Origin of the sequence: Modestobacter italicus, assembly GCF_000306785.1 — a bacterium.
GTDB lineage: Bacteria > Actinomycetota > Actinomycetes > Mycobacteriales > Geodermatophilaceae > Modestobacter > Modestobacter italicus.
This window is the reverse complement of sequence record NC_017955.1, coordinates 112597-133801: the sequence shown is the minus strand read 5'-3', so window position 1 is coordinate 133801 and position 21205 is coordinate 112597. Positions and strand designations below refer to the sequence as shown.

The following is a 21205-nucleotide window of genomic DNA, read 5'->3' as shown; positions in this document are numbered from 1 at the left end:
GCCGCCACCGGTGGTGTTGTCGTCCAAGCGACCACCCCTTCAAGTCAATGGTGAGGTTACCTCACGGTGTGGTAACCACAGCACCGGCGGTACGATTCCCGCATGACGGACGACGGGACGGCGGCCCTCGGCGACCTGCTGATGCGGGCCGCCCGGACGCTGCGCCGGCGCTTCGGCGCGGTGCTCGCCCCCTGGGACCTGTCACCGCACCAGGCACGGGCGCTGCGGGTGGTCGGCTCCGGCGACGGCGTCCGGCTCTCCGAGCTCGCCGAGGCGCTGCGGATCGCCCCGCGGTCGGCGACCGAGGTGGCCGACGGGCTGCAGGAACGCGGGCTGGTGGCGCGCGCGCCGGACCCGACGGACCGGCGGGCCGTGGTGCTCACCGTCACCGAGGCCGGCCGGCAGGTGCAGCGCGAGGTGGACGACGCCCGCGCGGCCGACGCGCAGGAGCTGTTCGGCCGGCTCTCCGCAACCGACCGCGCCGAGCTGGCCCGGATCCTGCGCGCGCTGACCGACTGACCCCGGCTCCACCCGGGCCGGGACGGGTCCAGCCGCGGGCGCACGCGGCTCCACCCTCCCCCGCCCGGCTGGACCCGCGTCCGGCCGCGCCAGCGGGGGACATCCGCACGGAGGACTCGACCGATCGGCCCGGATGCTCCACGATCAGCCGATGACAGAGCCGTCATCGTCTGCAGTCGCCGGGTGGGCCACCGAGTCCTTCACCAACGCCGGCATCACCCACGACCTCTACACCCGCGGGTCCGGGCCCGGCGTCGTGCTGCTGCCCGAGATCCCGGGCATGACCCCCGAGGTGATGGGACTGGCCGACCACCTGGTCGAGGCCGGGTTCACCGTCACCGTGATCTCGCTGTTCGGTGACCCCGGCCGGCCGATGTCCCCCGGCTACGCGGCCCGCAGCTTCGCCTCGGCCTGCATCAGCCGGGAGTTCCGCGCCTTCGCCAAGCGGGCCGACCGGCCGGTCGCCGAGTACGTCCGGGCCGTGGCCCGCCGGGTGCACGACCGGGTGGGCGGCCCGGGCGTCGGCGTGATCGGCATGTGCTTCAGCGGCGGCTTCGCGTTGGCGTCGGCGGTCGAGCCCGTCGTCCTGGCGCCGGTGGCCAGCCAGCCGACGCTGCCGATCCCGGTCACCGCCGGACGGCGCCGCGACCTGGGCATGTCCGACCGGGAGCGGGACGCCGTCTCCACCCGGGTGCAGAACGACGGGCTGTGCCTGATGGGCCTGCGCTTCAGCGAGGACAGCGCCTCGCCCACCGACCGGTTCCGCTCGCTGCGCGCGGCCTTCGGCGACGGCTGGCTGCCGGTCGCGCTGAACTCCCGGCCCGGCAACGCCGCCGGCATCGGCTCGAACGAGCACATGGTGCTCACCAGCAAGGACGCCGACACCCCGGGCCACCCCACGAACGAGGCCCGGGCCCAGGTGACGGCGTTCCTGCGGGAACGCCTCGGGGTGAAGGCGGCCGCGGAGGGCTAGACCCGCGCGCCGAGGTGCGGCTCGAACTCCTTCATCAGCTGCGCCTGCGGGCGCGCGCCGGTCACCTGCGCGACCACCCGACCGCGGACGAACAGCGACATGGTCGGCATGCCGAGCACGCCGTAGGCCCGGGTGGTCTCCGGGTTGGTGTCGACGTCGAGCGACACCACCCGGAGCCGCCCGGCCTGCTCGCGGGCGATCCGCTCCAGGACCGGGGCGATCATCGTGCACGGCGGGCACCAGTCGGCGGTGAACTCGACGAGCACCGGGGTGGTGGTCATCAGGACGTCGTCGACGAAGGTCCGGTCGGTGGTCGGGGTCAGGGACATGGCAGCTCCTCGGTGGTTCCTCATCGGTTGACCTGGGCGACGAGCCGGTCCTGCGGGCCGGCCTCCTCGCCGCACTCGCACACCAGCCGGGCGGTCACCCGGCCGCCGCAGCCGCCGTGCCGGTAGACGACGTCCTGCGGCGAGCCGGCACCCAGGTGCCGCTCGCCCCAGTCGGACACCGCCGCCAGCAGCGGCAGCAGGTCGTAGCCGGCGTCGGTGAGCACGTACTCGGAGCGCGCCCGGCTGCCCGGGACGACGTAGGGGCGGGTGCGGAGGACCCCGGCGTCGGTCAGCCGGCGCAGCCGGTCCGACAGCACCGCGCGCGGCGCGCCGGTGGCGGCCTCGAGCTCGTTGAACCGCCGCAGCCCGAGCGACACCTCCCGGACGACGAGCAGCGCCCACCGCTCCCCCACCAGGGCGAGCACCTGCGCCACACCGTTGTCCACGGTGCTGAGTCTGAACCCTGAACCGAGGTCAGGTCAACTGCGCCACACGGCGCCTGGTCGGGGAGTCAGCCGGCCAGGAAGAGGCAGAACGGGTGGCCGGCCGGGTCGAGCAGCACCCGGACGTCGTCCTGCGGCTGGAACTCGGCGACCTGGGCCCCGAGCGACTGCGCGAACGCGGTGGCCGCGACCAGGTCCTCCACCTGCACGTCCAGGTGCAGCTGCATCCGCTGGTCGCCCGCCGCGGCCGGCCACACCGGCGGCACGTGCTCGCGCTCGAGCTGGAAGGACAGGCCCGGGCCGCCCGGGCGCAGCGTCGCCCACTCCGGGTGGTCCTCGCCGATCGGCCAGTCGAGCAGCGCGGCGTAGAACCGGGCCAGCCCCGGCGGGTCCGGGGTGTCGAGCACGGTGGCGGTGAGCGTCATCCGCGGGCGTTCGGGCATGCGCGGACGCTAGCCAGCCCTACCGACGGAAGGACAGCCCCTGCTCGGCCAGCGCGCGCCGCAACAGCCCGATCGCCCGCGGGCCGACACCGTGCAACGCGGCCAGCTCCGCCTCGGAGCGCTCGGCCACCTGGGGCAGGCGGGTGATGCCGGCAGCGGCGAGCGCGCGGGTGGCCGGGGCGCCGAGGGCGGGCAGGTCGTCGGAGGTCATGCCGGGCAGACTGCCCGGGGACACGGAGTTCATCGGCGCGGGCTTCCGGTGCAGGTATCTCAGCGCTAAGGTACCTGTTCATGAGCGCTCGCCGCGTCCGCATCGGGATCGACACCGGGGGCACGTTCACCGACGTCGTCGCCGTCGACGAGGACACCGGCGAGGTGGCCACGACGAAGACGCCGTCCACCCCGGCCGACCCGGCCGACGGCTTCCTCACCGGCGTCCGGAAGGTCCTCGACCAGCTCGGCCTGGACGGCAGCGCCGTCACGGCGGTGAGCCACGGGACGACGGTCGCGACCAACCAGCTGCTCGAGGGCAAGCTGGACCGGATCGGCTTCATCACCACCGAGGGCTACGAGTCGGTGCTGGAGATCGCCCGCCAGTCGGTGCCCGACGGCTACGGCAACAGCTACTTCTGGGTCAAGCCGCCGCGGATCGTGCCGGCCGACCTGGTGCGCACCGTGCGCGGCCGGCTGGACGTCTCCGGGGCCGAGGTCCGCCCGTTCTCGACCGAGGACGCCGTCGCCGCCGCCCGGTTCTTCGCCGACGCCGGCATCACCACCGTCGGCGTCTGCTTCCTGCACGCCTACGCGAACGACGCCCACGAGCGGGCGATGCTCGACGTCCTGCGGGCCGAGCACCCCGGCGCGGTCGTGTCGATCAGCTCGCAGGTGCTGCGCGAGTACCGCGAGTACGAGCGCTCGGTGACCACGCTGGTCGACGCGGCGGTCAAGCCCAAGGTCGGCGCCTACGTCACCAACATCCGCCGGCGGCTCGACGAGATCGCCCCCGACGTGCCCTTCTACGTGATGAAGAGCAACGGCGGCGTGCTCAGCGCCGCCGAGGTGGTGCACCAGCCGATCACCACGATGCTCTCCGGCCCGGCCGCCGGCGCCCTGGGTGCGGCGCTGATCGCCGGCACCGCCGGCTTCGACCGGGTGCTCACCTGCGACGGCGGCGGGACCTCGACCGACGTCACCGTGGTGATCGACGGCGAGCCGACGCTGACCACCGAGGGCTCGGTCGGCGACTACCCGTCGAAGATCCCGATGATCGACGTGGTCACCGTCGGCGCGGGCGGCGGCTCGATCGCCTGGCTGTCGCCGGAGGGCACGCTCAAGGTCGGCCCGCGCTCGGCCGGCGCCGACCCGGGCCCGATCTGCTACGACAACGGCGGCACCGAGCCGACGGTCACCGACGCGCACGTCGTCCTCGGCCGGATCCCCCCGCACCTGCTGGGCGGGGAGATCCCGCTGTCGGTCGACGCGGCCCGGGCCGGCCTTGAGCGGCTGGGCGGCGAGCTGGGCATGGGGGTCGAGCAGCTGGCCACCGGCATCCTGGAGATCTCCGCCTGGAACCAGGCCAACGCGCTGCGCCAGGTCACCGTCGCCCGCGGCCTGGACGTCCGCGACTTCACCCTGACCACCTTCGGCGGGTCGGGGTCGCTGCTCGCCTGCCGGCTGATGGACGTGCTCGGCCTCCCCCGCACCCTGGTGCCGCCGAACCCGGGCAACGTGAGCGCGTTCGGGCTGCTCACCGTCGACGTCCGCAACGACTACGTGCAGACCATGGTGTCCCGGCACGCGGAGCTCTCCCCCGACGCCGTGGCCGACGCCTTCGCCGCGCTGGAGACCCAGGCCGCCGCGGCGCTGGACGAGGAGGGCTTCGCCCGCGACCAGCAGCGGATGCAGCGCACCGCCGACCTGCGCTACGTGGGCCAGGCCTTCGAGGTGCGGGTGCCGGTCGCCGACGGCGCGCTCGACGCCGCCGCGCTGGACGCCGTCGCCACCGCGTTCCACGCCGCGCACTCCCAGCTCTACGGCTACGACTTCGCCACCGACCCGCGCCAGGCGGTGGAGTGGGTGAACCTGCGGGTGAGCGGCATCGGGCCGATCCGCCGTCCGGACATCGTCGAGCCGAAGGGCCGCGAGGGCGGGCTGGACCGGTCCGTCACCGGCACCCGGCAGGTGTTCTTCGACGACTGGGTGGAGGCCCCGCTGCACTGGCGGCCCGACCTGGCGCCCGGCGACGTGATCACCGGTCCGGCGATCGTCGAGGAGTTCGGCTCGACCGTGCCGGTCCACCCCGGCTTCACCGCGACCGTCGACCGGTTCGGGAACCTGCTGCTCACCAAGGAGTCCGCGTGACGAAGCCCGCCGCCGACCCGGTCCTGGTCGAGATCGTCGCCGGCACCCTGGCGGCGATCGAGAAGGAGGTCGAGACGTCGATCGGGCGCACCTCGCGCTCGCCGATGATCCGCGACGCCCACGACTTCCGGGCCGGCATCCACGACCGGCAGCTGCGCAAGCTCACCGGGCGGTCCTACTCGGCGCTGGTGCACCCGGTCGTCCGGGACCACCCGATCGGCACGATGAACCCCGGCGACGTCTTCTTCCACAACGACGTCTACCTGTCCGAGGGCGGCATCGGCCACCTGCCCGACCTCTGCGTGACCGTGCCGGTGTTCGCCTCCGGTGAGGTGGTCGCGTTCATCCAGGCGTTCGGCCACCACGACGACATCGGCGGCGCGGTGCCGGGCTCCATGCCCTCGGCCGCCACCAGCGTGTTCGAGGAGGGCCTGATGGTCCCCCCGATCAAGCTGTGGGACCGCGGCGTCCGCAACGAGGCCGCGCTGACGATCATGACCCGCAACTCGCGGATGCCGGACTCCCTGGCTGCGGACCTCGACGCGGAGTGCTCGGCCTGCCTGGCCGGTGCCCGCCGGCTCGGCGAGCTGTTCGACCGGTACGGCGTCGAGGCGGTCGAGGCCTGCTTCGAGTCGATCCTGAGCAGCTCCACCGAGGTGTACCGGCGGGAGATCCTGTCCCAGATCCCGGACGGGTCCTACGTCTGGGAGGACTACGCCGAGCACGACGGCGTGGAGGAGCCGCAGCTGCACCGGCAGCGGATCACGCTCACCATGGACAGCTCGGCCGACGTCCCGCTGGTCATCGACTTCACCGGCACCGGGCCGCAGGCCAAGGGCCCGATCAACCACTGCGGCGACTACGCCGACGGCAACTTCCTGAAGAAGTGGCTGGCCCCGGTCCTGCGGAACCTGGCCGCGACCCCGGAGCGGATGGCGCAGCTCGACGTCAACGAGGGCGTCGTCCCGCTGATCGAGATGCGGTTCCCGGAGAAGGGCACGCTGCTCACGCCGATCTTCCCGGCGCCGACCAACGCCCGGACGTTCGTGATCCTGCGGCTGCTCGGCGTGCTGGCCGGCGTGCTGGCCAAGGCCACCGGTGGCCGGATGCCCGCCGACCAGGAGACGATCCGCTACACCGGCGTCTACGGCACCGACGCGAACGGCGAGCCGTACCTGATGCGCGAGGTGCTCGGCGGCGGCTCCGGCGGGCGCTACTACGCCGACGGCGAGGACACCATCCACGTCGTCCCGGACTCGCGGAACCTGCCGACCGAGTTCACCGAGTCCCGCTTCCCGCTGCGGATCGAGCGGCTCGGCCTCGCGGTGGACTCCGGCGGCCCCGGGCGGTACCGCGGCGGCTGCGGCTACGAGAAGGACATCCGGGTGCTCCGCGACGCGCACTTCATGTCCATCGCGGACCGCTCGATCCTGTCCTGCTGGGGGGTCAACGGCGGCAGGGCCGGGCGGCCGTTCTCCATCACCGTCGACCCGGGCGGGCACGACGAGCACGAGGTCGACGCGCTGGCCGACGCCGAGCCGCTGCGCGCGGGCACCGTCGTCCGGGTGCGGACCACCGGCGGCGGTGGCTGGGGTGACCCGCTGGACCGGCCGGTCGCCGAGGTGCTGCAGGACATCGCCTGGCGGAAGGTGAGCGTCGAGGGCGCCCGCCGCGACTACGGCGTCGTCGTCCGCGACGACGGGACGGCGGACGAGGAGGCGACCACCAAGCTGCGGGCCGAGGTGCGCGCCGGCCGGGACGAGGTCCAGCCGTTCTTCGACCGCGGCCCGGGGTACGCGCTGCTCGCCGGCGGCGCGACCCACAACGAGTTCGACCTTCTCTGACCGGGTCCCTGGTGCAGTCGAGCTCTGCCCCCCATCGGGGGCAGAGCTCGACTGCCCGGGTGGCAGGTCGGCCGGGGTGCGGGCAGGGTCGGACGACGTGACCGAGCCAGCGCACCAGGCCGAGGACCCAAACCTGCACCCCGGGCAGCACGACGAGGGCGGCTCGGGGGGCATGGCCACCCGCGAGCTCGCCGCCGCGCACGCGGAGGAGTCGTCGGGCGAGGACGACGAGCAGGACTGAGCATCAGCCCGCGCGGCGGCGCCACCAGCCCCGACGCCGGGACGGCGGAGCCGCCGGTTCCGGGTCGGGCTGGGCGGTCACGGCCGGCCTGGTGCGCCGCCACTCCGCGACGACCTCCTCGACGTCGGGCATCCCGACCGGGATCCACACGCCGTCCACCGGCTGCCGGTAGTACCGGTCGACCCGCTCGACGTGCGCCACGACCAGCGCCCGGACGGCGTCCTCGGAGGTCTGCCGGGCGATGAGCGCGGGCAGCTCCTCCCGCTCCTTGCGCAGGGCCAGCCCGGTCGGCAGCATCGCGCCGACCTCGCCCTCCTCGCGCCGGGCCCACTCCAGCGCCCACTCGTAGCTGGACTTCTCCCGGTCGCGGCGGGGCAGCGGCTTGCCGGCCAGGGACAACCCCTCGAAGGCGCCCTCGTCGGCGGCGCGCCGGATCTGCTGCTCGACCCACGTCTCGAACGTCATGCCCTGCGGCTTGCGCTCCGTCATGCGTGCTCCTCCTCGTCTGCGAGGCTAGGTCGCATGCGGACGACGAGCAGCCGGGAGGTGTACCGGAACCCGTGGATCCGGGTGCGGGAGGACGACGTCGTCCGCGACGACGGGTCGACCGGCGTCTACGGGGTGGTGGAGAAGCCGCACTTCGGCCTGGTGATCCCGGTGGAGGGCGACGGGTTCTGGCTCGTCGAGCAGTTCCGGCACCCGCTCGGCCGCCGGGCGTGGGAGTTCCCGCAGGGCACCTGGACCGACGGGGACGACGGGACGGCCGAGCAGCTGGGCCGGGCCGAGCTGGCCGAGGAGACCGGGCTGCGGGCCGACGGCTTCCGGCACCTCGGGCACCTGGACCTGGCCCCGGGGCTGTCCACCCAGGAGTTCGACGTCTGGCTGGCCACCGGGCTGACTCCGGGGCCCACCGCGCGGGAGGCCACCGAGCAGGACATGCGGACGGCGTTCGTCCCGGAGACCGAGTTCCGGGCCATGGTCCGCGACGGCCGCTTCACCGACGGCCCCTCGCTCGCCGCCTACAGCCTGCTGCTGCTCACCCGCCCCTGAGCCGGGTCGGGCCCTAGGCGGCGGCGCGGAGGGTGCGCAGGGCGGTGGTGAGCCGCAGCAGCTCGTCGAGCATCGCCTTGCCGCCGGCGGCCAGCTGGTCGTTGGGCACGAACTCGCCGTCCTCGGTGAGGAACTGCTGGAAGAACGGGATCGTCGCCGCCTCGACCACCGGCACCATCCGCAGCGAGGTGAGCACCGGCTTCAGCGCGGTGGCGGCCCGCAGGCCGGCCGAGACGCCGCCGTAGGAGACCAGCGCCGCCGCCTTGTCGGCCCACTCGACGTGCAGGTAGTCCAGCGCGTTCTTCAGCGCCGCCGGGAACGAGTGGTTGTACTCCGGGGTCACGAAGACGAAGGCGTCCGCGCGGCTGACGACCGCGCTCCAGTCCCTCGTGTGCTGGTGGGTGTAGCGCTGCAGCCGCGGGTGGTCCGGCTCGTCGAAGACCGGCAGCCCAACCTCGGCCAGGTCGACCAGCTCGACGTCGAAGCCGCCGTGCGCCTCGGCGAGCTGCTGCACCCAGCATGCCACCGCGAGGCCCTTGCGGCCGGGGCGGGTGCTGCCGACGACGACCTGCAGGACGGGCTGGGACACGGGGCTGCTCCTGGAACGAGTCGTTGAGGACTCAAGCACCATAGACGGCAGCATGAACCCTCCCGGCACCGGGAAGGATCGGGGGCATGGACCAGCCTGATGCCAGCGTCGACGTCGAGGTCACCGAGCAGGATGCACACGGAGCGGAGATCACGCTGCGCGGCGAGCTGACCGAGGGAGCGCGCCGCCCGCTGGTCCGGGCGATGACCGACCTGCTGCTCGGTGCGCCGCAGCTGCGCCGGGTCCAGCTGGACACCCGCCCGGTGACCTTCCTGAACTCCGCGGGGCTGTCCACGCTGGTGCAGGTGCAGAAGATGTGCCAGCCCCGCGGCATCGAGCTCGCGCTGGTCGTCGGGGACGACTCGGTCACCCGGCCGCTGCAGCTGAGCGGCCTGTGGCACCGGTTCACCGTCATCGACCGCCGTCCGGACGCCCCCGAGGAGGTCCACGAGGCCACCCACCGGCCCAGCGAGCACTCCTAGGAGGGGTCGGGGATGCCGCCGGGGACGCGGCCCAGCGCGACCAGCCAGCGGCGCAGCAGCGCGCCCAGCTGGTCGCGCTCGTCGTCGGTCAGGCCGGCGAGCATCCCGCGCTCGGTCTCGAGGTGGTCGGGCAGGGCGGCGTCCAGCGCCGTCCGGCCCGCGTCGGTCAGCGTGACGACGACGGCCCGCCCGTCGGCGTCGCTGCGGCCCCGGGTGATCAGCCCCTTCTCCTCCAGCCGGTCCAGCCGCTGGGTGATGGCGCCGGAGGTGACCAGCGCGGTGCGCATCAGCGCGGTCGGGGTGAGCTGGTAGGGCTCCCCCGCCCGGCGCAGCGCGGCGAGGACGTCGAAGGACGGCGCGTCCAGCCCGTGCCGGGCGAAGGTGGCCCGCTGGGCCAGGAAGACCTCGCGCTGCAGCTGGCTGATCCGGCCGATGACGCCCATCGGCGAGCAGTCCAGGTCCGGCCGCTCCCGGGCCCACTGCAGGAGGATCTCGTCCATCGCGTCCCCGTCGGCGCGGTCGCTCACGCCGGCGTCCGGTCGGGGAGGCCGAGCGCGCCGGGGTCCAGGTCGGCCAGGTGCTCGGCGAAGGTCCGCGGCGGGCGGCCGAGCAGGTCGGTGAGCACCCGGGGGCTGCCGGTGAAGCCGTGCGCCCGGTAGTGGTCGAACATCGTCCGGCGGCAGCGGGCGGCGTAGGAGGTGGGCACCTCGCCGCGGGGGACGACGTCCTCCGCCCGCACCGCACGCCCCAGCCGCTCCCCGACCAGCTCGGCGATCCGGGGGGCGGTCAGCGCCTCGGGGCCGGCCGCCTCGAACGTGCCGCCGTCCAGCCCGTCCTCGGTCAGCAGCACCGCGGCGGCGTCGGCGACGTCGCGCAGGTCGACCAGCGACTGCGCCGTCCGGAGGCCCCAGGGGCTGCGCAGCCTCCCGTCGGCCTGCACCGCCGGGAGCTGGGCGTCGAGGTTGTCGGCGTAGGCGCACGGCTGCAGCACCCGCCACGACCGCAGACCGCTGCCGTCCAGCGCCTCCTCGGCGCGGTCCTTGGCCGCGTGGTGCGGCATCACCCGCAGCTGGGGGCGCAGCACCGAGTGGTAGACCACCCGCGGCAGCCCGGCCCGGCGGGCCTCCGCGAACAGCGCCGGCGCCCCCTCGGCCTCGTCGGGGTCGAAGTTCGGCCAGATCAGGTACAGCGCCTCGGCCCCGGCGAGGACGCCGGACCAGGCCATCGGCCGGCCCAGCTCGGCGACGACGAGCTCGGCGCCCAGCGCGGTGAGCTCCGGGCGGGGGCCGCGCCGGCCGACGACCGCGCGCACGGATCGGCCGCGGGCGCGCAGCGCCCGCACCACCGCCGTCCCGGTGGACCCGCCCGCCGCGGTCACCACGATCACACCCGTCACCTTAGGGCTGAGGTACCTCTCTGCGGCCGATACGGTGCCGGGATGGGAGAGATGAAGGACCGGATGCTGGCCGGCGGGGAGTACATCGCCAGCGATCCCGACCTCCGCGCCGACGGCCGCCGGGCGGCCGAGCTGACCGCCCGGTACAACGCCGAGCTCGACCACGACCGCCACCGGGAGCTGCTCACCGAGCTGTTCGGCTCGGTCGGGTCCGGCACCACGATCCGCCCGGAGCTGCGCTGCGACTACGGCTACAACGTCCACGTCGGCGAGAACGTGTTCGTCAACTGGGGCGCGGTCTTCCTCGACGTCGGCCGGATCACCGTGGGCGACTTCGTGCAGGTCGGCCCGAACTGCCAGTTCCTCACCGCGACCCACCCGCTGGACGCCGGCCGCCGGCGCGAGGGCTGGGAGGGCTCGGCGCCGATCACCATCGAGGACGACGTCTGGCTGGGCGGCGGCGTCATCGTGCTGCCCGGCGTCACGATCGGCGCGGGCAGCGTCGTCGGGGCGGGCGCGGTCGTGACCCGGGACGTGCCCGCCGGCGTGCTCGTGGTCGGCAACCCGGCCCGGGTGGTGCGGCAGCTCGGCTGAGCCCGGCTCAGCGCAGCGCGGTCACCAGCCGGACGGTCAGCCCCCCGGGCCCGCGGACGAGGTCCACGTGGTCGCACAGCTTGCGGGCGAGCCAGAGGCCCATGCCGCCGCGGGAGAGGTCGTCCCCGTGCGCCGGCTGGTACCCGGCCGTGGCGTCGCGGAAGCTGGTGCCGGAGTCGGTGATCGTGCAGACCAACCGGTCCGGGGTGGCCCACAGCCGGGCGGACACCGGCGGGGTGCCGTGCCGGAAGGCGTTCGCCGCGATCTCGCTGACCGCGAGGTGGAAGTCCTCCTCGACGTCCCGGTCCCCCGCCCGGCCGCGCAGCGCGGCGCCGAGCTGGTGGCGCAGCTGCGGCAGCGACGGCGCGGCGTCGACGGCGAGGACCGGTGATGTCCGCTGCACGGGCTCCTCGGGGACGTCGAGCCCGTCGAGGTAGGCGCGGGGGTCGCGGTAGCCGGGGTTGACCTGCCGGCCGTCCAGGGTGCGCAGGTACGGGTGGGTGGCGGCCGCGGCCGCGAGCGCACCGTCCGGCGCCGTCCGGCGGTCGTAGAGGCAGAGGATGGAGACCGCCTGGCCGTCGTAGGCCATGTTGGTGATCGCCTCGCAGCGACGCCGCTCGTCCCAGGCGCGCCCCTCGGGGGCGGTGACCAGCCCCAGCAGCCGGTAGCGCCGCGGCGCGCACTCGGTGGCCGCCTTGCGGATCGACCCGATGAGGTCCGGTTCCCGCCGCCACACGGCCTTCTCGGCGGCGGCGAAGCTGACCTCGGGCAGGGCGGGCGCCAGCTCGTCGACCAGCCAGCCGGGGACCGAGGCGCGCATCAGGTCACCGGCGTCCCGGCCCTCGTCGAGGAACGCCGCCGCGGCGCTGCGCAGCTGCTCGTCCGAGTCCACGACGAGGAGGTCGTGCTCGGGGACGACGGGGCTGGCGGTCACTGGCGGCGCTCCTCTCCCGGGCCCCAGGGACCTCGACGACTGGTCGCATTCTCAAGCACCCGCCTCCCGGCGGACGCACCCGGCCCCCGCGGCGGTCCGTCGCCGGGCCCGGACAGGCGGCTGGCCTGCGCGGTCTCCCCGTTCCTCGCGGAGGGTGAGCTGCCGTGTCGGCGTGTCGCCGGAGATCGCCCGCCGGGTCAGCGCCGCCGGCCGGCCAGGGCGTCGAGGGCGGTCCGGTCCAGGCCCGTCGCCGACTCGACCTCGGCGACGTCGAGGGCACCGCAGTCCAGCCCGCGCAGCACGACGGTGGCCAGCGCCCGGGCGGTGGCCGGCTCGTCGAGCACCCCGCCCTCGACCCGGCTCACGTAGGCGGTCAGCCGGGCGGCGGCGGCCGGCAGCGCGGCCCGGAAGAAGGCGTAGGTCGCCACGTACCGGGTGACCAGCTGGGCGGGGTGCAGGTCCCAGCCCTGGTAGAAGCCGCGCTCCAGCGCCCGGCGGACCAGCCCGGCGTGCAGCCGCCAGCCGGCGTGCACCTCCGCCGTCGACCCGACCGGCAGCACGTTGGTCGAGCCGTCGACGGCGCGTGCACCGGTCCCGGCGACGGCCACCTGCATGGCCTGCTTGGCGGCGTCGGCCGCGGGGTGGTCGGAGGCCTGGTGGGCCGCGGCGATGCCCAGCGAGGCGCTGTAGTCGTAGGTGCCGTAGTGCAGGCCGGTGACCCGGCCCGCCCCGGCGTGCAGCATCCGGGCCAGCGTCGCCGTCCCGTCCGCGCCGAGCACGGCCTGCGGGGTCTCGACCTGCAGCTCCAGGTCCAGCGCGAGCCCGCTGGTCTGCTGCAGGGCGTAGAGGACCGGCAGGAACGCGGTGACCTGCTCGACGGCGGTGACCTTGGGCAGCGTGACGACCGCCCGCTCGCGGCCGGCGCCGGCCAGCCCGGTCAGGAACAGGTCCAGGCTGCGGACGCCGCGGCGCCGGGTGGGCTCCTCCAGCGACTTGGCCCGGATGCCCAGGAACGGCGGCAGCGCCGGCTCGGCGGCCAGGACGGCGGCCGCGGCCCGCACGTCGTCGTCCTCGACCTCCGGCGACCCGCGGTAGCCGTCCTCGGCGTCGACCCGCAGGTCCTCGACCGGCTCGACGGCCAGCTTGCGGCGCACCCGGGGCAGGACGTCGGCGACCAGGTCGGCGTCCAGGCCGAGGTCGGGGAGGCCGTGCTCGTCGAGGGCGGCGAGCGCCGTCGCCCCCCAGGAGGCCACCAGCCCGGGGACGACTGCGTCGGCGGGCACGTAGCAGGTGTGCACCGGCTGCCGGGTCGGCGGCTCGCCCGGGTAGGCGGCCAGCCGGGCGGCGTCGACGGGCGCCAGCTGCTGGTCGAGTGCGGCGAGGACGTGCTCGGGGATCACGGTGGCTCCGTTGTCTGCTGACCGGGGTCGCGAGCTGGCATCCTCTCCCACGTGGCCGAGCCCGCCGTCCCCCCTGCCCTCATGCGCTTCAACTCCGAACCGGTCGAGCAGGTCGAGGACGTGCTGCAGGCGATCAACGCCGCGCCGCGGTTCGCGACCGAGGTGGCGGTCGGCCGGCCCTACCCCGACGTCGACACGCTGGTGCGGCGGGTCGAGCAGGTCAGCCGCGCGCTGCCCTGGGAAGAGGTCGCCGTCGCGCTGACCGCCCACCCGCGGATCGGCGACCGGGTGACCGGGTCCACCGCCGAGGCCCGCTCCTCGCGGCGGGAGCAGAACGGGATGAGCGCCGCCGACGCCGAGCTGAGGGCCGCCGTGCTGGCCGGCAACCGGGCCTACGAGCAGCGGTTCCACCACGTGTTCCTGATCCGGGCCGCGGGCCGGACGGCGGAGGAGATGCTGGCCGAGCTCGACCGCCGGCTGGCGAACGACCCGGAGACCGAGCGGTCCGAGGTGACCGAGCAGCTGGCGCAGATCACGGCGCTGCGGGTGCGCCGGCTGGTGGAGGAAGGGGCGGCATGAGCGTCTCGACGCACGTGCTGGACGCGGTGCTCGGCCGGCCCGCTGCGGGCATCGCCGTCCAGCTGCTGGACGCCGACGGGGTGGTGGCCAGCGGCACCACGGACGCCGACGGGCGCTGCCGGCTCACCGAGGACGCGACCGCCGCGGGGCCGCACCGGCTGGTGTTCGGCACCGGCGCGTGGGCGGAGGCGCAGGGCCGCGAGACGTTCTGGCCCGAGGTGGTGCTGACCTTCGCCGTCCGCGAGCCCGCCGAGCACCACCACGTGCCGCTGCTGCTCTCCCCGTTCAGCTACTCGACGTACAGAGGTTCTTGACGGCCCCGTCCCGGGTCCCGCCCTGAGCTTGCGAAGGGTGGGGAGGACGGGGTCCTTCGTGTGCAACATCCCGGCAATCTCGATCAGCGAAGGTGCGCGCATGGCGATCGTCCTCGGGCCCAACCAGTACGGGAAGGCGGAGGTCCGCGTCGTCGCGGTCGACCGCTCGACCCCCCGCCACTCGCTGGTCGACCTCAACGTCAGCTCCGCGCTGCGGGGTGACTTCGCCGCGGCGCACACCGCCGGTGACAACGCCCACGTGCTGACCACCGACGCGCAGAAGAACACCGTCTTCGCCTTCGCCCGCGACGGGATCGGCAGCTGCGAGGAGTTCGGCATCCGGCTGGCCGACCACTTCACCAGCTCTTACCCCTGGGTCTCCGGCGCCCGGGTGGCGATCGAGTCCTACGGCTGGGACCGGATCACCGTCGGCGGGCAGCCGCACGACCACGCGTTCCGCCGGCCCGGGGGTGAGGTCCGGACGGCGGTGGTCACCGTGGACGGCGATGACGTGCACGTGATCGCCGGGCTGACCGACCTCGTCGTCCTCAAGAGCACCGGGTCGGAGTTCTGGGGCTTCCCCCGCGACCGCTACACGACCCTGCCGGAGACCACCGACCGGGTGCTGGCCACCGCGGTCACCGCCCGCTGGCGGTACACCGGCACCGACGTGGACTGGAACGGCAGCTACGACGCCGTCCGGACGACGCTGCTGGAGACCTTCGCCGGCACGCACAGCCTGGCGCTGCAGCAGACGCTGTACGCGATGGGCGAGAAGGCGCTCGAGCAGCACGGCGACGTGGCGGAGATCCGGTTCTCGATGCCGAACAAGCACCACTTCCTGCAGGACCTGTCCGCCTACGGGCTGGACAACGCCCTCGACGCGCCGGGCGCGGTGGTCTACCACGCCGACGACCGGCCGTACGGGCTGATCGAGGGGACCGTCCTGCGGGACGACGTCCCGGCCGCCCCGGCCGCCTGGCTGGGCACGCCCGGGTTCTGCTGAGATCGTCCGGTGACCGACGCCGAGCGCGAGACCCTCACCTACGCCGACTTCGGGCGGGCGGCCCGGGAGCTGGCACAGCAGGTCGCCGACAGCGGCTTCGAGCCCGACATCATCCTGTCCATCGCCCGCGGCGGGCTGTTCCTGGGCGGGGCGCTGGGCTACGCGCTGGACGTGAAGAACCTCTTCGTGATGAACGTCGAGTTCTACACCGGCGTCGACGAGCGGCTGGAGCTGCCGGTGGTCCTGCCGCCGACCCTGGACGTCGTCGACCTGACCGGCACGAGGGTGCTGGTGGCCGACGACGTCGCCGACACCGGCAAGACCCTCGAGCTGGTCACGGACTTCTGCGCCGGCCACGTCACCGAGGTGCGCACCGCCGTCATCTACGAGAAGCCGCGCTCGGTGGTCGCCTGCGACTACGCGTGGAAGAAGACCGACGCCTGGATCAACTTCCCCTGGTCGACCGAGCCGCCGGTCGTCTCCCGCGGCGGCTCCGGGCACTGACGGAGGGCCCCGGCTACGTCCGGGTCGAGGCCGTGACGGTGAAGGTGGGGTCGCGGGTGACCTGCCGGGTCGGGCCGACGATGCGGCGCAGCGCGTCCCGGTGCGGCAGGTGGCTGTTGTAGACGCACCACAGCTCGCCGCCTGGGCGGAGCACCCGGGCCGCGCCGGCGAACAGCCGGTGCGCCAGCGTCTCGGAGACCGCCACCCCGCTGTGGAACGGCGGGTTGCAGACGACCAGGTCGACGCTCGCGTCGGGCAGGCTGCCGGCGGCGTCGTCCCGGACCACCCGCACCCGGTCGCCCAGCCCGTTGGCGGCGACCGTCGCCACCGCGGAGGCCACCGCCGCCGCCGACTGGTCCACGCCGACGACCGACAGCCCGGGCCGGGCGGCGGCCAGCGCGACCGCCAGCACGCCGGTGCCGCAGCCCAGGTCGACCGCCGTCGCGGCGTCCGGGACGGCGCCGGGCAGCGCGGCCAGCAGCGCCCGGGTGCCGCGGTCGACCTTGACCCCGGCGAACGCCGCGCCGTGCGCGCAGACGGTGAGCCCGAGGTCGGCGTGCTCCCGGCAGACCGGGAAGGAGCTCTGCACCGGGCGCGGGCCGCGGGCCACCAGCACCCGGGACTTCTGCCGGGCCAGGGTGGCGTGCACGTCGGTGAAGCCCTCGGCCAGCACGTCGTTCATGCCGAGCGTCATGTGCTTCACCCGGCCGCCCACGTAGAGCGTCACCGCCGGGTCGGCGCCGGCGGCCACCACCTGGACGAGCTCGCGCAGGGCCTCGAGGCTCTTCGGGGCCTTGGCGAGCACCACCCGGGCGCCGCGCAGCAGGTCGGCGTCCAGGCCGTGCCGGGTGTACGTCCCGGTCTGACCGGTCCGCTCGGCGTTGGCGGCCAGCGCCAGCTCACCGACCAGCAGGTCCTGGTGCACCCGGACGCCGGTCGCCCCGTGCAGCGCGACGGCGCCGAGGGTGAGCGCGCCGTGGTCGTCGTCCAGCACGACGACGGCGCCGGGGTGCGCGGCGAGGTCGGTCGCGGCCTCGTCGAGCAGCAGCCGGTCGGTGGCGTCGACGGCGACCAGGTCGGGGGCGTCGACGTCGGGCTCCCGGCTCAGCTGGGCGAAGAACTCGGCGGCGTCCACGGCGACCACTCTCCACGAACGGCGGCGGCCCCGACCCGGGTGGGTCGGGGGCGGGCGCAGGCCCGTGCTGCGGCGACGGTCGCCGTCCGCCATTGTGGCGACTCTGGCGAGACGAGGAACGGGAGCACATGAGCACTGAACAGCTGTCGGGTCGGGTGGCGCTGGTGACCGGCGCCGCGAGCGGGCTGGGCCGGGCGGTGGCGGCCGCCCTGGCCGACGCCGGGGCCACCGTCGTGCTGGGCGACGTCGACACCGCCGGGGCGGAGAAGACCCGGGCGGAGATCGGGGACGCCGCCGAGGTGGTCGCGCTCGACGTCACCGACGACGACGCGCGCCGCCGGGTGGTCGCCGACCTGTTCGACCGGCACGGCGACGCCTTCGACCTGCTGGTCAACGTCGCCGGCATCGACCGGCCGGGCTACATCACCGACATCGACCTCGCCGACTACCGGATGGTGCACGCGGTCAACTGCGAGGGCCCGGTCTTCCTGACCAGCGAGTTCCTCAAGGTGGTGCAGCACCGCCCGGCCGACACCGTCGCCGACGTGGTGCACGTGACGTCGCTGTCCGCGGTGACCTCGGGCGCCGGGGCGATCGCCTACAACAGCTCGAAGGCGGCGTTCCGCAGCGCCACCCGGTGCATCCAGCGGGAGCTCCGGGAGAAGGCGACCGTCGGCGCCGACGGCGCGGAGACCCCGTTCCCGGCCCGCGTGCACAGCATCGTGCCGGCCGCGATGGACACCCCGATGATGGAGCGCTGGGGGATCCCGGCGCACCGGATGATGCCGCCGGCCGACGTCGCCCGGATGGTGCTGACGATGGTCACCATGCCGGACACCAGCTTCGTGCCCGAGGTCTTCGTGGTGCCGCGCAACGAGCCGGACTTCCCGCGGTGACCATCGCGACCCGCGAGTGGCAGCTGGTCCGTCGGCCGCACGGCGAGCCGGTGGACGCCGACTTCGCGCTCGTCTCCCTCGACCGCCCGGAGCCCCAGCCGGGTGAGGTCGTCGTCCGCACGATCGCCATGTCGGTCGACCCGTACATGCGGGGGCGGATGAACGCGACCAGGTCCTACGCGCCCAGCTGGGAGCTGGGCGAGACGATGCAGGGCGGGGCGATCGGGCAGGTCGTCACGTCGCGGTCCGACGACGTGCCCGAGGGTGCGCTGGTGCTGCACGGGGCCGGCTGGCGTGACCTCGCCGTGCTGCCGGCCGCGCACGTGCAGGTGGTCGAGCCGCTGCCCGGGCTGCCGCTGTCGCTGCACCTCGGCGTGCTCGGCATGCCCGGGCTCACCGCCTGGGCCGGGCTCTTCCGGCTGGCCGCCTTCCAGCCCGGGGACGCGGTCTTCGTGTCCGGCGCGGCCGGTGCGGTGGGCAGCCTGGTGGGGCAGTTCGCCCGGCTCCGCGGGGCCTCCCGGGTGGTCGGCAGCGCCGGGACGCCGGAGAAGGTGGCCTGGCTGGGGTCCCTCGGCTTCGACGCGGCCTTCGACTACCACGACGGCGCGATCACCGACCTGCTCGCCGCTGCCGCCCTGGACGGCATCGACGTGTTCTTCGACAACGTCGGCGGGGAGCACCTGGAGGCGGCGATCACCGCGTTCCGGACGTTCGGCCGGGCCGCGCTGTGCGGGTCGATCTCGAACTACAACGCCGTCAGCGCGCCGCCGGGGCCGCGGAACCTGAGCCTGGCCGTGGGGAAGCAGCTGTCGCTGCGCGGGTTCATCGTCAGCTCGCACGCCGACCTGCGGCCGGAGTTCGTCGCGGCGGTGTCGGGGTGGCTGCGCGAGGGGTCGGTGGTCGCGCGGGAGACCGTGGTCGAGGGGCTGGACTCCGCCGTCGACGCCTTCCGGGCGCTGCTCAGCGGGGGCAACACCGGCAAGATGGTCGTCCGGCTGGCGCCCGACCCGGACTGACCGGCGCCGCGGGCGGCGGTGCGGACCGGGCGGTCCGGTTGACCTGGCGGCGATCCGGGCAGAGTCCTGATCATGTGGCTCTTCCTCACCCGCCGGTTCCGCATGTGGGTCCTGCTCACCGTCCTCGCCCCGCTGGCCACCGGCCTGCTCCGCCGCCTCGGGCTGGCCCTGCAGCGGCGCAATGGTCCGACCACCCTGAGCAACGGTCTGCTGAGGGCCGGTGACGTCGGCGACCGGGCGCGCGTCAAGCTGGGGGGCAAGCCCCGCCGCGGTCGCTGACGGTCCGGTCGGGGCTCCGTCGCGTTCACCGCGCCGGACCCCGACCGACCGCACCCGCCGATCCCGAAGGACACCGTGGACGCCCAGCCACCGATCCCCACCCCCGACGCCGACCGCCCCGACCCGCTCGTCCCGGCCCTCGAGCAGCGCGCCGCGCAGGGCGAGACCCGGGGCCTCGCGCTGTTCTGCCACGGCGGCACCGTCGCCAGCATCGAGCCGCCCCGCGAACGCGCCCTCTCCCTGGTCCGGATGCGCGCCTTCGACCAGTTCGTGCACGCCTCCGCCGGGGCCCAGGGGATCGGCACGGCGCTGCTCCGCTACCGCGTCGCCGGCTGGAACGGGGAGGCCGCCGACGCCTTCCAGGACGTCCGCTGGGCGATCGCCCGCCTCCGCGAGGAGCACGGCACCGACGTCCCGATCGTGCTGGTCGGGCACTCCATGGGCGGCCGGGCCGTGCTGCGCGCGGGCAGCGAGCCGTCGGTCACCGCCGTCTGCGCGCTGGCCCCCTGGACACCGCCGGGCGAGCCGGTGCTGCCGTTGCGCGGCCAGACGGTGGCCGTGCTGCACGGCCGTGGCGACCGCTGGGTGCCCGCCCGGCTCTCGTTCGACCACGCCGTCCGCGCCCGCCGCGCCGGCGCCCGGGTCGCCCGCTTCACGATCGCCGGCGGGCACTCCATGGTTCGCCGGTCCGCCCGCTGGCACGCCTTCGCCCGGGACGTCGTCCTGGCCGGCACCGGGCTCGCGCCGATGCGCGCCGACATCGCGGCGGCCATGCAGCAGCCGAGCCCGGAGGGGCTGTCCGTCCCGCTCTGACCTCACGCTGCGTCACCCCGCGGGCCGGCAGTCCACCCGATCGGAGGACCCATCTGGGGCTGCCGGATCCGACTGCTGCCTGTTCACTCGACGTGAGAGCCCGATCACAACGAGTGGGGAGGTGGCATGACCGAGCACGCGCACACCGTCGCTCCCGGACGCCGCCTCACCCGCTCCGCGGGCCGGGCGCTGGTGCTCGCCGGCGTCGGCACCGGCCTGTGGCTGCTGGGCTCGGCCGCCTCGACCGCCTCCGCGGACGAGGTCGCCCGCGCGCCCGGCCCGGTGGTCTCGCTCGCCTCCGACCTGCTCGTGCCGGTCGGCGAGGTGGTGGCCCCGGTGACGCAGCAGGTCGTCGTCCCGACGGTGAGCCCCGTCGTCCGGCCGGTCACCGAGGTCCTGACGCCGACGGTCGAGCAGGTCGTCGTGCCGGTGGTGGACCAGGTGGTCGTGCCCGTGGTCGAGCAGGTCGTCGTCCCCGTGGTGGACCAGGTCGTCGTGCCCGTGGTCGAGCAGGTCGTCGTCCCGGTCGTGGACCAGGTCGTCCCGGTCGTCGACGAGGTGGTCGCGCCCGTCCTGCCGGTCGCGCTCCCGGTGACCGGGCCGGCCGACGCCGCGCAGCCGACCCTCCCGGCCCCGGCCGGCGACGGTGTCCCGGCGGCTGCCGTGGCCGCCGCACAGCTGTCGGACGGATCGACGTCCTCCGTGTCCATTGCGTCGACCGACCCGGCGGCCACGGACGTGGTGCTGGCCGGGCCGGCGACGACGCCGGGCCCGGTCCTCCCCGCCGCGCCGACGGGCCTGCCGGCCGCCTCGGTGCCGGCGTCGTCCGCCGGGGCCAGCTCGTCCGGCGGTGACCAGACGCCGGCCGACCTCTCCTCCGCTCCCTGGACGGTGCTCGGCGGCGTCCTGGCTGCGGTGCCCGGGACCGGTTCCCGACCGGCCCGTCCTGCCGTCCTCGAGCCCTCCTTCTCGCCCGACTGAGCACGCCGCCGTCAGCTCCGCGCTGACCTGCGGCACCACCCGGCCCGTCCCTCGGACAGGACCGGTCCCCCTCAGTCCGGCACC

The 21205-nt window shown here is 74.8% G+C and carries 28 protein-coding genes; 17 read left to right on the top strand and 11 right to left on the bottom strand.

The features are described 5' to 3' along the window. Positions 1-102 precede the first annotated feature (102 nt). Entirely contained in the window at positions 103-519 is a 417-nt protein-coding gene (locus MODMU_RS00715; RefSeq protein ID WP_014738222.1) for a MarR family winged helix-turn-helix transcriptional regulator, read from the top strand. 151 nt (positions 520-670) lie between these two features. After that, positions 671-1492, top strand: coding sequence for a dienelactone hydrolase family protein (locus MODMU_RS00710; RefSeq protein ID WP_014738221.1), 822 nt, complete (start codon positions 671-673; stop codon positions 1490-1492). Here the strand turns inward: MODMU_RS00710 and MODMU_RS00705 are convergent. The 4 genes from MODMU_RS00705 to MODMU_RS00690 all read right to left on the bottom strand — a co-directional run bounded on the left by MODMU_RS00705 (position 1489) and on the right by MODMU_RS00690 (position 2918). Beyond that, positions 1489-1821 (bottom strand): thioredoxin family protein, encoded by a 333-nt coding sequence (locus MODMU_RS00705; RefSeq protein ID WP_041794812.1) that lies wholly within the window; start codon positions 1819-1821, stop codon positions 1489-1491. The genes MODMU_RS00710 and MODMU_RS00705 overlap by 4 nt on opposite strands. Positions 1822-1841: 20 nt before the next feature. Next, positions 1842-2267, bottom strand: coding sequence for a winged helix-turn-helix transcriptional regulator (locus MODMU_RS00700; RefSeq protein ID WP_083869630.1), 426 nt, complete (start codon positions 2265-2267; stop codon positions 1842-1844). Between the two features lie 65 nt (positions 2268-2332). Continuing rightward, the gene (locus MODMU_RS00695) at positions 2333-2707 is read right to left on the bottom strand and encodes a VOC family protein (RefSeq protein WP_014738218.1); all 375 of its coding nucleotides are present in this window, start codon (positions 2705-2707) and stop codon (positions 2333-2335) included. A gap of 19 nt (positions 2708-2726) precedes the next feature. Beyond that, positions 2727-2918 (bottom strand): helix-hairpin-helix domain-containing protein, encoded by a 192-nt coding sequence (locus MODMU_RS00690; RefSeq protein ID WP_014738217.1) that lies wholly within the window; start codon positions 2916-2918, stop codon positions 2727-2729. A gap of 80 nt (positions 2919-2998) precedes the next feature. Here MODMU_RS00690 and MODMU_RS00685 point away from each other — a divergent pair, with 80 nt between their 5' ends. The 3 genes from MODMU_RS00685 to MODMU_RS28215 all read left to right on the top strand — a co-directional run bounded on the left by MODMU_RS00685 (position 2999) and on the right by MODMU_RS28215 (position 7153). Continuing rightward, positions 2999-5068, top strand: a complete 2070-nt coding sequence (locus MODMU_RS00685; RefSeq protein WP_014738216.1) for a hydantoinase/oxoprolinase family protein — start codon at positions 2999-3001, stop codon at positions 5066-5068. Continuing rightward, positions 5065-6912 carry a hydantoinase B/oxoprolinase family protein gene (locus tag MODMU_RS00680; protein ID WP_014738215.1) on the top strand — a complete coding sequence of 616 codons (1848 nt, stop codon included), beginning with the start codon at positions 5065-5067 and terminating at the stop codon, positions 6910-6912. Before MODMU_RS00685 ends, MODMU_RS00680 begins: the two co-directional genes overlap by 4 nt. A 97-nt stretch (positions 6913-7009) precedes the next feature. Continuing rightward, complete coding sequence (locus MODMU_RS28215; protein ID WP_014738214.1) at positions 7010-7153, top strand: hypothetical protein; 144 nt, start codon at positions 7010-7012, stop codon at positions 7151-7153. A 3-nt stretch (positions 7154-7156) separates the two neighbouring features. Here MODMU_RS28215 and MODMU_RS00675 read toward each other — a convergent pair whose 3' ends face one another. Continuing rightward, positions 7157-7642 carry a DnaJ family domain-containing protein gene (locus MODMU_RS00675; protein ID WP_014738213.1) on the bottom strand — a complete coding sequence of 162 codons (486 nt, stop codon included), beginning with the start codon at positions 7640-7642 and terminating at the stop codon, positions 7157-7159. 33 nt (positions 7643-7675) lie between these two features. Between MODMU_RS00675 and MODMU_RS00670 the strand changes: the two genes are divergently transcribed. Further along, complete coding sequence (locus tag MODMU_RS00670; RefSeq protein WP_014738212.1) at positions 7676-8203, top strand: NUDIX domain-containing protein; 528 nt, start codon at positions 7676-7678, stop codon at positions 8201-8203. Positions 8204-8216: 13 nt separating this feature from the next. On the opposite strand, the gene MODMU_RS00665 is transcribed toward MODMU_RS00670, so the two are convergent. Then, positions 8217-8792, bottom strand: coding sequence for an NADPH-dependent FMN reductase (locus MODMU_RS00665; protein ID WP_014738211.1), 576 nt, complete (start codon positions 8790-8792; stop codon positions 8217-8219). An 86-nt stretch (positions 8793-8878) separates the two neighbouring features. On the opposite strand from MODMU_RS00665, the gene MODMU_RS00660 reads away from it, so the two are divergent. Next, positions 8879-9274, top strand: a complete 396-nt coding sequence (locus MODMU_RS00660) for an STAS domain-containing protein (protein WP_014738210.1) — start codon at positions 8879-8881, stop codon at positions 9272-9274. Here the strand turns inward: MODMU_RS00660 and MODMU_RS00655 are convergent. Together MODMU_RS00655 and MODMU_RS29875 are read right to left on the bottom strand one after the other, a co-directional pair. After that, on the bottom strand, positions 9271-9801 hold the full coding sequence (locus MODMU_RS00655; RefSeq protein ID WP_014738209.1) for a MarR family winged helix-turn-helix transcriptional regulator: 531 nt from the start codon (positions 9799-9801) through the stop codon (positions 9271-9273). The two genes, MODMU_RS00660 and MODMU_RS00655, sit on opposite strands and share 4 nt — an antisense overlap. Beyond that, positions 9798-10661, bottom strand: a complete 864-nt coding sequence (locus MODMU_RS29875; protein WP_014738208.1) for an SDR family oxidoreductase — start codon at positions 10659-10661, stop codon at positions 9798-9800. The genes MODMU_RS00655 and MODMU_RS29875 overlap by 4 nt, the downstream gene beginning before the upstream one ends. Positions 10662-10712: 51 nt before the next feature. On the opposite strand from MODMU_RS29875, the gene MODMU_RS00645 reads away from it, so the two are divergent. Continuing rightward, positions 10713-11264, top strand: a complete 552-nt coding sequence (locus MODMU_RS00645; RefSeq protein ID WP_014738207.1) for a sugar O-acetyltransferase — start codon at positions 10713-10715, stop codon at positions 11262-11264. 7 nt (positions 11265-11271) lie between these two features. Here the strand turns inward: MODMU_RS00645 and MODMU_RS00640 are convergent, their stop codons facing one another. Together MODMU_RS00640 and MODMU_RS00635 are read right to left on the bottom strand one after the other, a co-directional pair. After that, the gene (locus tag MODMU_RS00640; protein WP_014738206.1) at positions 11272-12198 is read right to left on the bottom strand and encodes an anti-sigma factor RsbA family regulatory protein; all 927 of its coding nucleotides are present in this window, start codon (positions 12196-12198) and stop codon (positions 11272-11274) included. 197 nt (positions 12199-12395) lie between these two features. Then, positions 12396-13598, bottom strand: coding sequence for a DUF6986 family protein (locus MODMU_RS00635; RefSeq protein WP_014738205.1), 1203 nt, complete (start codon positions 13596-13598; stop codon positions 12396-12398). A gap of 51 nt (positions 13599-13649) precedes the next feature. On the opposite strand from MODMU_RS00635, the gene uraD reads away from it, so the two are divergent. From uraD to MODMU_RS00615, 4 genes are all read left to right on the top strand, one after another. Beyond that, positions 13650-14177, top strand: coding sequence for a 2-oxo-4-hydroxy-4-carboxy-5-ureidoimidazoline decarboxylase (uraD, locus tag MODMU_RS00630; protein WP_014738204.1), 528 nt, complete (start codon positions 13650-13652; stop codon positions 14175-14177). Beyond that, entirely contained in the window at positions 14174-14491 is a 318-nt protein-coding gene (gene uraH, locus MODMU_RS00625) for a hydroxyisourate hydrolase (RefSeq protein WP_014738203.1), read from the top strand. Before uraD ends, uraH begins: the two co-directional genes overlap by 4 nt. Positions 14492-14591: 100 nt before the next feature. Beyond that, positions 14592-15497 carry a factor-independent urate hydroxylase gene (pucL, locus tag MODMU_RS00620; protein ID WP_014738202.1) on the top strand — a complete coding sequence of 302 codons (906 nt, stop codon included), beginning with the start codon at positions 14592-14594 and terminating at the stop codon, positions 15495-15497. Positions 15498-15506: 9 nt separating this feature from the next. Then, positions 15507-16001, top strand: coding sequence for a phosphoribosyltransferase (locus MODMU_RS00615; RefSeq protein ID WP_014738201.1), 495 nt, complete (start codon positions 15507-15509; stop codon positions 15999-16001). Positions 16002-16014: 13 nt separating this feature from the next. Here MODMU_RS00615 and MODMU_RS00610 read toward each other — a convergent pair whose 3' ends face one another. After that, positions 16015-17136, bottom strand: a complete 1122-nt coding sequence (locus MODMU_RS00610) for a class I SAM-dependent methyltransferase (RefSeq protein ID WP_231851734.1) — start codon at positions 17134-17136, stop codon at positions 16015-16017. 128 nt (positions 17137-17264) lie between these two features. Here MODMU_RS00610 and MODMU_RS00605 point away from each other — a divergent pair, with 128 nt between their 5' ends. From MODMU_RS00605 to MODMU_RS00585, 5 genes are all read left to right on the top strand, one after another. Beyond that, complete coding sequence (locus MODMU_RS00605) at positions 17265-18032, top strand: SDR family NAD(P)-dependent oxidoreductase (RefSeq protein WP_014738199.1); 768 nt, start codon at positions 17265-17267, stop codon at positions 18030-18032. Continuing rightward, entirely contained in the window at positions 18029-19048 is a 1020-nt protein-coding gene (locus MODMU_RS00600) for an NADP-dependent oxidoreductase (protein WP_014738198.1), read from the top strand. Before MODMU_RS00605 ends, MODMU_RS00600 begins: the two co-directional genes overlap by 4 nt. A 72-nt stretch (positions 19049-19120) precedes the next feature. Further along, complete coding sequence (locus MODMU_RS00595) at positions 19121-19327, top strand: hypothetical protein (protein ID WP_014738197.1); 207 nt, start codon at positions 19121-19123, stop codon at positions 19325-19327. Between the two features lie 75 nt (positions 19328-19402). Further along, positions 19403-20140 carry an alpha/beta fold hydrolase gene (locus tag MODMU_RS00590; protein ID WP_014738196.1) on the top strand — a complete coding sequence of 246 codons (738 nt, stop codon included), beginning with the start codon at positions 19403-19405 and terminating at the stop codon, positions 20138-20140. A 126-nt stretch (positions 20141-20266) separates the two neighbouring features. Further along, positions 20267-21121, top strand: a complete 855-nt coding sequence (locus tag MODMU_RS00585; RefSeq protein WP_014738195.1) for a hypothetical protein — start codon at positions 20267-20269, stop codon at positions 21119-21121. The last annotated feature ends 84 nt before the right edge of the window (positions 21122-21205 follow it).